General features: G+C 43.4%; 14 protein-coding genes. 8 read left to right on the top strand and 6 right to left on the bottom strand.

Features of this window, described 5'->3' with window-relative positions:
* Window positions 1–81: 81 nt before the first annotated feature.
* Both dsbB and nhaB read right to left on the bottom strand, forming a co-directional pair.
* Complete coding sequence (gene dsbB, locus JCM16456_RS10305; RefSeq protein ID WP_068714132.1) at window positions 82–600, bottom strand: disulfide bond formation protein DsbB; 519 nt, start codon at window positions 598–600, stop codon at window positions 82–84.
* Between the two features lie 81 nt (window positions 601–681).
* Complete coding sequence (gene nhaB / locus JCM16456_RS10300; RefSeq protein WP_068714131.1) at window positions 682–2,271, bottom strand: Na(+)/H(+) antiporter NhaB; 1,590 nt, start codon at window positions 2,269–2,271, stop codon at window positions 682–684.
* 711 nt (window positions 2,272–2,982) lie between these two features.
* Here nhaB and fadR point away from each other — a divergent pair.
* Window positions 2,983–3,822, top strand: coding sequence for a fatty acid metabolism transcriptional regulator FadR (fadR, locus tag JCM16456_RS10295; protein WP_068714130.1), 840 nt, complete (start codon window positions 2,983–2,985; stop codon window positions 3,820–3,822).
* A gap of 75 nt (window positions 3,823–3,897) precedes the next feature.
* On the opposite strand, the gene JCM16456_RS10290 is transcribed toward fadR, so the two are convergent.
* Window positions 3,898–5,061 (bottom strand): DUF1887 family protein, encoded by a 1,164-nt coding sequence (locus tag JCM16456_RS10290; protein ID WP_068714129.1) that lies wholly within the window; start codon window positions 5,059–5,061, stop codon window positions 3,898–3,900.
* A gap of 293 nt (window positions 5,062–5,354) precedes the next feature.
* Window positions 5,355–5,522 (bottom strand): hypothetical protein, encoded by a 168-nt coding sequence (locus JCM16456_RS23705; RefSeq protein WP_156430507.1) that lies wholly within the window; start codon window positions 5,520–5,522, stop codon window positions 5,355–5,357.
* A 173-nt stretch (window positions 5,523–5,695) separates the two neighbouring features.
* Here JCM16456_RS23705 and hinT point away from each other — a divergent pair, with 173 nt between their 5' ends.
* The 7 genes from hinT to JCM16456_RS10255 all read left to right on the top strand — a co-directional run bounded on the left by hinT (window position 5,696) and on the right by JCM16456_RS10255 (window position 11,685).
* Window positions 5,696–6,046, top strand: a complete 351-nt coding sequence (gene hinT / locus JCM16456_RS10285; protein WP_068714128.1) for a purine nucleoside phosphoramidase — start codon at window positions 5,696–5,698, stop codon at window positions 6,044–6,046.
* A gap of 70 nt (window positions 6,047–6,116) precedes the next feature.
* Window positions 6,117–7,502 carry a COG3014 family protein gene (locus JCM16456_RS10280; protein ID WP_068714127.1) on the top strand — a complete coding sequence of 462 codons (1,386 nt, stop codon included), beginning with the start codon at window positions 6,117–6,119 and terminating at the stop codon, window positions 7,500–7,502.
* Window positions 7,502–7,891, top strand: a complete 390-nt coding sequence (locus JCM16456_RS10275) for a YcfL family protein (protein WP_068714126.1) — start codon at window positions 7,502–7,504, stop codon at window positions 7,889–7,891. Before JCM16456_RS10280 ends, JCM16456_RS10275 begins: the two co-directional genes overlap by 1 nt.
* A 25-nt stretch (window positions 7,892–7,916) precedes the next feature.
* Window positions 7,917–8,507, top strand: coding sequence for a penicillin-binding protein activator LpoB (gene lpoB, locus JCM16456_RS10270; RefSeq protein WP_068714125.1), 591 nt, complete (start codon window positions 7,917–7,919; stop codon window positions 8,505–8,507).
* Between the two features lie 38 nt (window positions 8,508–8,545).
* Window positions 8,546–9,397, top strand: coding sequence for a phosphotransferase (locus JCM16456_RS10265; RefSeq protein ID WP_068714124.1), 852 nt, complete (start codon window positions 8,546–8,548; stop codon window positions 9,395–9,397).
* A gap of 89 nt (window positions 9,398–9,486) precedes the next feature.
* Window positions 9,487–10,035, top strand: a complete 549-nt coding sequence (gene ycfP, locus JCM16456_RS10260) for an alpha/beta hydrolase YcfP (RefSeq protein ID WP_068714123.1) — start codon at window positions 9,487–9,489, stop codon at window positions 10,033–10,035.
* Between the two features lie 360 nt (window positions 10,036–10,395).
* On the top strand, window positions 10,396–11,685 hold the full coding sequence (locus JCM16456_RS10255; protein ID WP_068714122.1) for an NAD(P)/FAD-dependent oxidoreductase: 1,290 nt from the start codon (window positions 10,396–10,398) through the stop codon (window positions 11,683–11,685).
* Between the two features lie 204 nt (window positions 11,686–11,889).
* Here JCM16456_RS10255 and JCM16456_RS10250 read toward each other — a convergent pair whose 3' ends face one another.
* Both JCM16456_RS10250 and JCM16456_RS10245 read right to left on the bottom strand, forming a co-directional pair.
* Window positions 11,890–12,429, bottom strand: coding sequence for a GNAT family N-acetyltransferase (locus JCM16456_RS10250; protein WP_068714121.1), 540 nt, complete (start codon window positions 12,427–12,429; stop codon window positions 11,890–11,892).
* 53 nt (window positions 12,430–12,482) lie between these two features.
* Entirely contained in the window at window positions 12,483–13,274 is a 792-nt protein-coding gene (locus tag JCM16456_RS10245) for a peptidoglycan binding protein CsiV (RefSeq protein WP_068714120.1), read from the bottom strand.
* Window positions 13,275–13,336 lie beyond the last annotated feature (62 nt).

Here is a 13,336-nt window from a genome sequence, read left to right as displayed (position 1 = left end):
CATATAAAAGGGCGTTTATCGATGGATAAACGCCCTTTTTTCTTTTTAGGCTATGTGATGGTTTAGTTGATAGAGCTACGATTAACGTTGCTTGCTAAATTGCGCCACAATCATAATAGCCAGTGCAACGAGGTTACCGGCGAAGATGACCACAAGCCATTGAGGCATGGAGAGAGTTAAAAATTGCCAGACAATCTCGCTGCAATCTCCGTAAGACTGAAACATCCATGGCATCCATTCGTTGAGAGGCATCCAGCTCGGCAGAGTCACAAATAAATCACAGGTGTGAAATGGTGATGGGTGCAGTTGGAATTCAACATGCTGCAAGGCTAACGTCAACCCTTTGATAGCAGCGATACCCCAGCCAGCGAAGCCTACCCAACGAAAAACCGGGTTTTGTGGCGCTATTGCACCGACTATGGCTGCTAGACCGATGCCAAGCATTGCAATGCGCTCATAAATACACATGACACATGGAGCAAGTAGCATGACATGTTGAAAGAACAGCGCACAAGATTCGAAAATGATAATGCACAGTAGCAGCAGTAACCAGGCTTTGCGTTGACGTGAAAATGTGTTGAGTGGATAGAGAATGTTCACAGGTTCATCCTTGGTTAAAAATAAAAGCTCTGAAATATCAGAGCTTTTTATCTTGAAATAGTTTCATTGCCAAGGCAAATTTTAATGGCTTGATACCGCTGTGCCTACTGCTTGAATCGTATGATGTGATATCCAGCCTAAATCATAGAAATAAGCGGTTGCAGGCTCAACCAAGAACACAATGGATAACAGACCAATAATGGTCAGTGCAATTGTATAAGGAAGGGCCATTAACACCATTCTGCCATAAGAAAGGCGAATCAGTGGAGCGAGAGCCGAGGTTAGTAGGAACAAGAACGCTGCTTGACCATTTGGTGTCGCTACTGAAGGTAGGTTAGTACCGGTATTAATAGCAACAGCAAGCAACGCGAATTGGTCTGGGTCTATCACGCCATGCAACAGCGCTGTTTTCACTTCATTGATGTAGACAGTACCGACAAACACGTTATCTGATACCATCGAGAGTAACCCGTTTGCGATATAGAACAGCGCAAGTTGTGAGCCTTTATCTTCGATATGTAACACCCAGTCGATGATTGGCGTAAACAAATTTTGGTCGATAATAACGGCCACAATAGAGAAAAACACGGCCAATAACGCTGTGAAAGGCAAGGCTTCTTCAAAGGCTTTGCCCAGAGAATGTTCTTCTACAACGCCAGTAAACGCAGTCGCGAGGATAATGACGGACAGGCCGATAAGACCTACTGCCGCCACGTGTAGCGCTAGGCCAAAAATCAACCATAAAGCGATAAGGCTTTGGATGATAAGTTTAGCGACATCTTGCTTGGTGCGGTTTTTACGCTCTTCTTGATCAAAGTCGTTAAGGATTTGACGTACAGCCACCGGAAGTTGTGCGCCATAGCCAAACCAATGGAATTTTTCCACCAACATACAAACCAAAAGCCCAGCGATAAAGACAGGCAAGGTGACTGGAGACATACGGAGTAAAAACTCGCCAAACAGCCATCCTGCTTGATCGGCTATGATCAAGTTTTGTGGTTCACCCACCATCGTGGTTACGCCACCTAACGCAGTACCAATACCCGCATGCATGAGCAAAGAACGCAGAAAAGCGCGGTATTGTTCCAAATCGTCACGTGTGAGTTCTGGGATAGAATCGTCATGAGTATGGTCATGGCTTGAGTTGCTTCCTTGTCCAGATGCCACTTTGTGGTAGATCGAGTAGAAACCGACCGCAACACTGATGATAACGGCGATTACCGTTAGCGCATCTAGAAACGCTGACAAAAATGCAGCCGCGACACAAAAGGCGACAGATAAGGCGATCTTTGAGCGAATACCTAACAAAATTTTAGTAAAAATGAACAGCAACAACTGCTTCATGAAATAGATGCCGGCGACCATAAAGACCAACAGCAATAAAACTTCAATATTAGCCACCAATTCGTGTTTAACTTGCTCTGGGCTGGTCATGCCGATAGCAATCGCCTCAATAGCAAGTAGTCCACCTGGTTGTAGTGGGTAACATTTCAACGCCATTGCAAGTGTAAAAATGAATTCTACGACCAACAACCAGCCGGCAGCGAAGGGGTTGATAAAGAAAAAGACAATAGGGTTAATTATTAGAAATGCAACAATGGCAACTTTGTACCAATCTGGCGCTTTTCCAAGGAAATTCTTGATAAAAGCGTTTCCTAAGGATATTGGCATGATGATTACTCTTATCTGTTATTATGAATAGACACTGCTTAATTACTGACTATGAGAGCTCGATGAGACATTGATCATTGAAGCCTCCAAAGCGGTCCGCATTGGCGAATCGTTTATTATGCAGGAGATTCAATGATATCGACGCATAGTACATCAACATCAGCGGTGTGTTTGCTAAACCATAAATAGCCTGAGTTAATAGTTTGAAATGTGTGGTCTCAAGCTATCCCTAAAAGCGATGCTACATGGAAACATTCAACGCGATAAACGAGATGTGACTAAAAAATCAACGACAAAACAGTAACAAATCATCTTATCGTTATCTACCACATCGCTAAAGTACTTCGAGCATATCACAAATTGAACCGATGGTTCACGTCAAACCGAATTGGTGATCTTGCATCCAATCCTTATGATAAAAGTCACAAAAAACTTTTTAACTTAGAGAGAGTTATCGTATTTTTGATAGGGTGTTATTGTTAGTGTTGTTTATAGGGTGGTCACACATTAGTGGATATGTAATATTTTGAAACATAAAAAATCGTTATGTTTTAGTTACATAAGCTAACAATATCGTAATAAAACACCATGGCTGTCAATGACAGGTGTGACATTTTGACAACTTTATCGATGGGTCGTTTCCGCTAGTTAGCTTATAGTGGTATGATGAGTTCATTCGATAGATAATTAAAAAAACCGGAAAAGTACTTAATGGTCATTAAGGCAAAAAGCCCAGCAGGTTTTGCAGAAAAATATATTATTGAAAGCATCTGGAACGGACGTTTCCCCCCAGGCTCGATTCTACCAGCCGAGCGAGAACTCTCTGAATTGATAGGTGTTACTCGTACGACACTAAGAGAAGTATTACAGCGTTTAGCTCGAGATGGTTGGTTAACCATTCAGCACGGCAAACCTACTAAAGTAAACCAATTTATGGAAACCTCCGGGCTTCATATTTTGGATACCTTGATGACGTTAGATGCGGATAACGCAACCAGCATTGTGGAAGACCTTTTAGCGGCTCGTACCAATATTAGCCCTATTTTCATGCGTTATGCTTTCAAAGTAAACCGTGAGAATTCGGAACGCACAATTAAAAATGTCATTGACTCTTGTGAGGCTTTATTAAGTGCTGAGTCTTGGGATGCTTTTGTTTCTCAGTCGCCTTATGCAGATAAAATTGCCCAAGAAGTGAAAGATGATGGCGAAAAAGATGAAGAGAAACGTCAGCAAATATTGGTGGCGAAAACCTTTAACTTTTATGACTATATGCTGTTCCAACGTTTAGCATTTCATTCTGGAAATCAGATTTACGGTTTGATTTTTAATGGCCTTAAAAAGCTCTATGATCGAGTGGGTAGTTATTATTTCTCCAACCCTCAGTCATGTGCATTGGCGTTGAATTTCTACAAAGATCTTTTGGCTGTGTGCCAAAGCGGTTCAAGTGAACAATTACCTAACTTGATTCGCCATTATGGAATCGCCAGTGCTCATTTGTGGAATGAAATGAAGAAAACGTTGCCGTCGAATTTTACAGAAGATGATTGCTAATCTGACGTTTTTTACTAGACATAATAACAAGGCCCGCACTCAGCGGGCCTTGTTGTTTATCGACGTTACTGAAAATTATAACTCTTCTTCACGACCGCCAGCTTCTTTAAACCAGCGGGCTAGGTGAGGCTTTAGATCTTTAAGTTCGTCTGGGCCTATCAAAGCTAGTCCTAGGTCCTCGGCGCGAGTAATGTCGTTATGGCGCAGTGGACGGAAACTGACGAGCATCGCTCTCGCTTGCAAGCCACCTAAAAGATCACGTAGCGATTCCAGCTTATACAAGGTGTCGTCGCCATCGTCACGCATGCCTTTAGTTTTGCATTCAATAATATGCAGTTTGTTATTAACAACTGTAGCCACATCTAGTTCATTACGAACTTCTCGTTCACCAAGCTGGCGATACACTTGGACGTTGAGCGAGCGGTCTTGAATGGTTGGCATATCATCTTGTATTTGTTTCACTGTGCTATGAACCAGTGTTTCTAGCCACTCACCGTTAGAAAAACGACGTGCATCTTCGTTAGCGAAGGTGAGTACGCCATTTTCGTATGTGGCGATAGCGGCTTCTACAAGATCGTCTAAGAGAATGTTTAATTCACGATAACCTTGTTGTTTCTCGGATAGTTCAACATCAAGGCGCTGCTCTTTACGACAGGTGGTGGCAAGATAGTTCAGCGTTGCTAATCCAGGGCCTAATTCCAACGCATTGCCTGCCCAGCGCTCACCTAACTCATACAGTTTTTGATCCAGTTGGGGCGATAATGTTTGTTCGGCGAACTCACCGCGGGCACCAAAAATAGTGAGGTAATCAGCAATAGTGATGTGGTCTTGAACTTGTGTATCTTCATTGGCATCTGGGTAGAGCCAACAGAGTTGGTCACTTGACGGTTCCACGACAAAAATAGGCCAGTGATAGGAGCGAAAAACTTCATAAATGGCTAATAAACGGTGTCGCAGACCACAACTAGCATTGAGGTGAATTTCTTGCTTACGATCTTTAAGGCTTTCCACTAGGCCACGAACACTATGTTTAATTTCCGAGATGTTCGTACCTGAAGGAATTTCGAAAAATTCGGACCCGATACCTCGCTGAGTCAGTACCGTATGTAAACGGAGATACATGCTTTCTTGGTTGCTGTCGCCAACGAAAATAATGTGCTGACAATCGATTCGACTGTCTAATAACGGCGTGACCAATCTCACAGGATCTTGATCAATAATGCCAACATGAATGCTCATCTAAATTATTATCCTCATGTGTGGCTTGCAAAAATCTGAAGGTATCGAAAGGGTAGGATGCAAGCGCTTGGTACTCATATAATGGTGGTTCGAGCAAAAAACAAGACCCTATTGTGAGAATACTGACAGTAACCGTGTCTTTTGACGGGGTATTAACAATAAGTGGTAAAAACGGCAACTATGTACGCCGTTCTGTAACAAAGGGGATTGCGTTTTATACCCAAATAACCTCAAGATGCTGTTTCAGCGAGAATGTATTCGCTTATAGGCAAGGCACCGATTTGAATACATAGTTATTCTACGTAGAAAATCGGTAACGCAGCATAGGAGCGAATACAACTCGCCCCTTGGGAGCTCATCAACAAGCCCATTTCTGCGCCAAATGACGTTGAAAGGGAATGACCATTCCTTCCGTCATTGAGCTTGACCTGTGCTCGTTGATGAAGCTCTGAAGTCTGCATCTTGAGGTCATTTGGGTATATTAGGCTCTATATCTGGTTTAGACCTCGGTGAGCTAAATAGTTCAGAGCAGTGAGTGAATTTCTAGAACACTGTTTTTTATTGAGCTTTACAACCCCTTAGCGCATACTCATTGTCAACATGTTAAATCTCAATATTCCAATGGAGTGAATTCATGGCGGAAGAAACCATTTTTAGTAAAATCATTCGCAAAGAAATCCCAGCCGATATCTTGTATCAAGATGACCTTGTGACAGCCTTTCGTGATATCAACCCTCGCGCGCCTAGCCATATTTTGATCATTCCGAATAAACTTATCCCAACTGTCAATGACGTTGAGGAAGAAGACGAGTTAGCTCTTGGTCGTATGTTTACCGTAGCGAAAAAAATCGCAGAACAAGAAGGTATTGCAGCCGATGGCTATCGTCTCATTGTGAATACCAACTCATTTGGTGGCCAAGAAGTTTATCATATTCATATGCACCTTCTTGGTGGTCGCCCTCTTGGGCCATTGCTAATGAGCTAATAGGAATCAGGTGCCCGTTTAACGGGCACTGTGTCGATCGCAATACTAAAAAACGGAGTGACGGGTGACGATGCATCGACGTTACGTTTCGTTAACCCTGTGCAGTGTGCTGCTCAGTGGTTGCGCTAACTTTACTGCCGGCAACTTATTTAGCCATTACAGCGCACAAAATAAAGATCTTTATCAATCCGTCGCAGCAGGTAATTACACCGAAGCGACTGACAATCTCGATGATTTTGTTGCAGGGGATGTGCTTGATAATTTGGAAAAAGGGCGAGTCTATTTTCTAGATGCCCAATATCCACAAAGCTTTTCAGCATTTGAAAAGTCTGATCAAGCCGTAAAAGAGCAACAGGACGAAGCCACCATTTCACTTAGCCGCAGTGCCAACAGCGTTGGCTCACTCGCCATTAATGATAATTTAAAAGAGTATATTGCTCCCGATTATGAATTGGGATTTTTGCATCTTTATCTTGGTTTGAACTATCTTCAACAACAAAAGCTGGAAGATGCCCTCGTAGAAATGCGCCGAGCTAATCAAGTACAAGAGGCGGCACGCAAGAGCCGAGAAGCTGAGTTAGATAATGCACAGCAGCAGCTAGAAGATGAAGGTGTCAGCCCCAATATAGGCGCTGTTTTAGCGCATTACCCAGATGCAGGCAAAAAGCTGTCTGCGGTACAAAATGGGTATTTGTTTTTCTTATCTGGGCTTTTATATGAAACGTCTCATGATCTCAATGATGCTTATGTTGACTATCGTAGAGCGTTAGCCGTAGCACCAAATAACCAAGCGGTGATTGAAGCCAGCATCCGTGTTGCTAAAGCATTGGCTATGAATGAAGACCTTCGTATGCTGAAAAAACGCTATGGGGATATGCCCTCCTTAAATACAGGCCAAGGGCGAGTCATTCTTATTGATGAACAAGGCATTGTTGATGCGTTAGATGGATGGCAATTAACTTTACCTCTGTATGACAGTCGAGGCCAATTAGCATTGTATTCTGTTGCCCTGCCTTATTACCCATCCCACGCCCACCACGGTAAAGCTGACTTAGTGCTTAACCAAAAGGTTGTGTTGGGATCGCGGTTAGCGGATGTCAATAATATGGCTAAACAAGATTTGACTGAACGTATGCCCACACTTGTTGTCCGACAAGTGTTACGAGTGATTGCTAAGGACGAACTGCGTAAGAATACGACCCAAGGTAATGATATTGGCAGTTTGGTCTTTAACATTTGGAACACGCTTACTGAGCAGCCAGACACCCGCAGTTGGTTAACTTTACCTGCTCAAGTTAATGCGATGAGTCAATTGGTCTCTGCAGGAGAGCAAACACTTCAGGTCGGTCAAAAGAGTTATACTTTTAACGTCCCCTCTGGAGGGACGACGCTGGTTTGGTTATCACGCCAAGGCGATAACGCCACGATTTGGCATAAACAACTAGGGAAATTGTGATGAAAAAATGGTTGGGAGCATTGATAGCGATAGGACTGCTTGCTGGATGTGCAAAGAATACCGCAGGCTTGCAAGTTGATGGCGCCAATCAACAAGTATTATTTGGTGACCATGTTTTGGGTGATCGACTTAGAGTCGAAGATATCACCACCACTCAGTTGAATGGGCATGCTCGCGGCGTAGTACGACTCACCAGCCATTATAAAGGTGACCAGTTTATTCAGTATCGTTTCTATTGGTACGATGCTCAAGGTTTAGAAGTGAATACGCGGCCAAGTGCATGGCAGCAAGCGATTGTGCGTGGCGGTGAGGGTATTACCTTGTCAGAAGTATCAATCAAACCCAATGGCACGCAATTCCGTGTGCAAATTCGCCAGTTTAATCAATAAATTGAAATAGTTTGAGGTTTCAAAAATGAACAAAGGTTTATGGGCTGTACTGGGATTAGCTGTCCTACTTGGTGGTTGTGCTAATAAAGTCAGTTATGGTGATGCACAAGGTGTAGAAACTGTCACCGCTGACTTTGGTTCTACTGACTTACAAAAAATCGCTGCGGATATGGTCGATAGCATGATGATGTCTGGTTCTGTGGGGGCTATCACTCACGATAAACGTCCAATTGTGTTTGTGGAACGAATTAAAAATAAAACCAGCGAACATATTGATACTGAATCCATCACAGATTCGATCAGCACGAAGTTGCTAAACTCAGGTAAATTCCGTTTTGTGGATATGGACCGTGTCGACTCCGTTCGTCAGCAACTAAAATTCCAAAATAACGACGAGTTAGTGAACCAAAACTCAGCAATCCAATTTGGTAAAATGGTTGGTGCGCAATACATGCTGTACGGCAATCTATCCAGTATTGTGAAAAATGCCGGCAGTGATAAAGACGTGTATTACAAAATGACAATGCGTTTGATGGATCTAAAAACCGGTCTTATCGAATGGGCTGATGAAACTGAAATTCGTAAACAAGAGCAAAAAAGTCTGTTTGGCTTATAAACACTAAATTGAGCTAGCCCCCGATAAGGAGACGAGTGATGGCCAAAATAGCATGGGCAGAAGCATGTCAGCTTGATCCTACTTTATTGTCTTTGACTCGTTTCTTTGATGTGCCGCCAACTTACGCAGAAACGTTAGCCGGCGGACTCACCAACCGCTGTTGGAAAGTGATTGCGCCACACAAAGGCAGTTTTGTGTGGCGTCCTATTACTGAGTTAACCAAAGCCTTCACTATCTCGCGCTTTCAAGAGTACCAAATCCTCAAAGCCATCGAACATGACATGATTGCCCCGAATGCGGCGTACATTAATGATCAAGGTTTGCTGGTGGAATGGGTTGATGGCGAGCTGTTTGATGATGCGGATTTCGATATACAAATTAAGACACTGGTGCGCATTCACTTATTGGACAAAAAGCGCATTCCTGTCGCGCCATTTAATTACACTGCCAGAGTTGATCATTATTGGATGCAGCTCGATGCAAAAATGAAAGATGAGGCGCTGGTCGAGCTCTATCACCAGTGGCGTTCTGCACCTGCACTTGACCCAGTCGAGTTGACCCTGTGTCATTTTGACTTGGGGCCGCATAATTTGATTAAGACACCCCAAGGGCTCAGTGTTATTGATTGGGAGTATGCTGGTATTGCTGACCCAAGATTAGATTTGGCGATGTTATTAACCACCGAGAATCAATTAGAGCCCACTAATGTCGCTCGCTATTGTCAATTGCGCGATATTGATAATATCGATGGCTGGGTTGAAGGGGTGAAACAGTGGTCTATCCGTGTCCACATGATGGCTCTGCTGTGGTATCTCTTAGCATTTCAGCTACGAGGTGACCCTGTGTATGAACAACAAGCTATTCAAATAAAAGAAAATTTATGTAAGTAGGATCACTGTTTCATCATGTAAGTCAGGTAAATTGGCAAAGCGTCAGCTCAAATCTGACTGTCATTTGAACGATAAAGCAGGGAAGTGACATGATTGTATATTTACATGGGTATGATTCTACCAGCCCTGGTAACCACGAAAAAATAATGCAGCTGCAGTTTATTGATGATGATGTGCGGTTTATCAGTTACAGCACTCAGCATCCCAAGCATGATATGCAGCATCTACTCAATGAAGTGCAAAAGGCGATTGAAACCAGTGATGACCCTTCCCCCTTGATCTGTGGGGTCGGACTAGGGGCTTATTGGTCTGAACGAGTAGGGTTTCTCTGTGGGATAAAACAGGCGCTGTTTAACCCTAACCTCCATCCAGAATTGACTATGGGCGGCAAAATAGACCGTCCAGAAGAGTATGAAGATATTGCGACCAAATGTATCGATGGCTTTCGTAATGATAATGCCAGCCGTTGTATGGTTTTCTTATCTCGTACCGATGGCATCCTTGATAGCCGTGAGTCGGCTGCTGAACTTTCACCATACTATTCCATTATGTGGGATGAAAAACAGCCACATAAATTTCCTAAAATCTCCCATCATCTACAATTGTTAAAGGCGTTCAAAACGCTTAGTGATCATTAAGTGTCCTGTTATTAGCGGCGATCATTAATCGCCGCTTTTTTCTAGCGGTTTTACTTAAAAAAACCGACAGAGCCGATGAATTCTTGGTTGCGTGACTAGATTTGCCATATATAATGATTGCCATCAAAAAAAATTGATAGATATCAAAAAAAATTAAGAACGAGTGAAAAACTCGCCTAAACTTTGATGTCAGATAACCTTGTTTCGGCATCTCAGAACTATCGGTTGTTTAGAACTATCGGTTGTTTATGAACCTCATAAGAGTGCGGATATTTACTGCACCTGACAAATTCTTTCTGTTTGGCTTTTGTCGAATAGAAAAACAATTACTAATGTTTATTTTTTGAGGATCTTTGTAAAGTGACACGCATTATTGTTGTAGGCGGAGGCGCGGGCGGCCTTGAGCTGGTAACCAAATTAGGTCGAACCCTTGGCCGAAAAAGACGCGCAAAAATTACTCTGGTTGATCGTAAATCTAGCCATCTTTGGAAACCTTTATTGCACGAAGTAGCAACGGGTTCACTGGATGAAGGTGTTGATGCGTTGAGTTATCGTGCTCATGCTCGCAACCACAGTTTTGATTTTCAACTCGGTAGCTTACAGTCGATCGATCGCGATGCGAAAAAGATCGTTTTGGCTGAACAGCATGATGAAGCTGGCGAGCTGCTGATGCCACAGCGCGAATTGGAATACGATATTCTTGTTCTGGCAATTGGTTCGACTTCCAATGATTTCAATACCGAAGGGGTGCGCGATCACTGTATCTTCCTTGATAGCCCTGAACAAGCGCATCGTTTTCGTACCGAAATGAACAATGAGTTCCTCAAGCTACATGCCAACCAAGGTCACGGTACTGTCGACATTGCTATCGTCGGTGGCGGTGCTACTGGTGTAGAGCTTTCTGCTGAATTGCACAATGCCGTTGCAGAATTGCGTAACTATGGCTTTGGTGACTTAGACTCGAGCAAACTGAACGTGAACTTAGTTGAAGCGGGTGAACGTATTCTTCCAGCGCTTCCTCCACGTATTTCCGCAGCAGCTCATCAAGAGTTAACAAAGTTGGGCGTTAATGTGCGTACCGCGACTATGGTAACGAAAGCTGAGGCGGATGGTCTAACGACTAAAGACGGTGAGAAGATTCACGCGAAAATCATGGTATGGGCTGCGGGGATTAAAGCCCCAGATTTCATGAAAGATATCGCAGGCTTAGAAACTAACCGTATTAACCAATTGGTAGTGAAAGAGACGTTGCAAACAACTCGCGATGAAGACATTTTCGTGATTGGTGATTTAGCACAGTGTACTCAACCAAATGGTAAGTTTGTGCCACCACGCGCTCAAGCAGCTCACCAGATGTCGAGCTTGGCGTTCAAAAACATCATAGCGAAGCTAAATGGTCGCGAGATGAAACCGTATATCTATAAAGATCACGGTTCACTTGTTTCTCTTAGCCGCTTCTCTACCGTGGGTAGCTTAATGGGTAACCTAACGAAAGGGTCAATGATGGTTGAAGGTCGCATAGCGCGTATGGTGTATATCTCGCTTTACCGCATGCACCAAATGGCGTTGCATGGCATGTTCAAAACAGGCTTGATGATGTTAGTTGGTCGTATTAACCGTGTGTTGCGTCCAAACTTGAAATTACACTAAGTCTATTGATAGTGCATTACCCCTATTTAAAAACCGCCGTTTGGCGGTTTTTTTATGGAATAACTATCTCTACCCAAGTAACCTCAAGATGCGGTTTCAGCGAGAATGTATTCGCTCATAGGCAAGGCACCGATTAGAATACCTAGTTATTCTACTAGAAAAATATACCCTCATATCTCTTTATCTATGTAACCTCAGACGCGGTTATTCGGGAATGATCGAGTATACAGCACCAACTTTGGGCTGATTATTGTGCAAGAAGCGGTGGCGTGCGAGCGTTTCAAATTCGGCCCCGCAAGCGATAGCCAGTTTTTGACTGGGTTTGTTTTCGGGATCACATACAATTTCTAAGCGAGTGAGAGAGAGTTTACTAAAACTGAACTCAATTAGCGCCTCTAAGGCTTCTTTTCCATAGCCCTGATGTTGGAACTCATCGCTTATCCAGTAACCCAAACTTGCCATATTAAAGGTGGGGTAAAACTCATTAATCGCAACCATGCCGATTAACTGATTGGTACGGCGGTGATACACGCCAAATCCATAGGCTTCCGCTTTTACCCAATTTAATCGTGTGGCTAAAATAAAGCGCTCTGCCTGATTATGGGAAAAATCTTTGTGGCACCAGTCGATCCAGTGATGAAGCGATGGGGAAGATTGAATACAGTGCACCAGTTGGTCAGATTCATCTAACACGATCAAGCGCAGTATTAAGCGGGGCGTAACGATGTGAAAATCAGGTGTCATTGCTAATCCTTTGTGCAGAAAAGCAAGTGGCACCGTTTAAGGTGCCACGCATATTATTGTGCAATTTGAGCAGATTCGTCGACACGGCGAACTTGAATGATCATGCCCATCAAAGGATGGTCAAGGTAGTGAGTTTCTCCACTACGCATGCGACGCTTTTGTTCCATGCGATAGCTCTTAAGGAAGGTCTCCACTTCTTGAGTTGGTGACACAGACTCTAGGTGACCTAATTGCACATTGGCATCTTGGTCTTCTGGGCTTACTTCCAACTCCAGTTGTTTATCTTTAAGAACCACATCTCGAGTGCTAGGTTCTTTTAAATCCAAGGTGGTTTCTGCGTAGAGATAATGCTGTACATAAACTTGTAAGGTTCCATCAAGTTCATAAATTGGTGCAGGCATGGTTTGTTCTACGACACCTTCAACCGGAATTGCTGGCTCATCTTGCGGCTGACGAGCGCTACCATCGGGATTAAATGAATCTGCGTAATTTTTGCCAGCTTGAATATGGAAAATTGGAGCCTTAGATTTTCCTTCATCCCCTTGACGCCAAGCCGTATGCAACAGCACTTCAAAGCCTGCGTGGTCTTTCAATATCTGCTCTTGTGCATTCAATTGGTAATCACTAACCGGTAATAAGGTTGCACCTTTCTTTTCGAGATAAGCGTTATCAGCAAAAGTGCCTGTGTTATCAACATTGATAGCAGGCAGACTATTTGGCCATGATTCGCTGACTTTTTCTGCGTCTACGGCACGTTTAAAAATAATCACCTCGATGTCAAATTGCCGCTGTGCCAAGCTAGGCATTGCCACCAAAAGAAGAAGTAAAGGGATCAGTTTTTTCATTATGACTCCGTCATGTTTGCCAAAGGCTATTAGTATGACTGCAACAGAGGTTGCTCAAAAAA

The sequence above is a fragment of the Vibrio tritonius genome (assembly GCF_001547935.1).
GTDB classification, from domain to species: domain Bacteria; phylum Pseudomonadota; class Gammaproteobacteria; order Enterobacterales; family Vibrionaceae; genus Vibrio; species Vibrio tritonius.
Note: the sequence above shows the minus strand (reverse complement) of the source record. Positions and strands in the feature narration are given on the sequence as shown.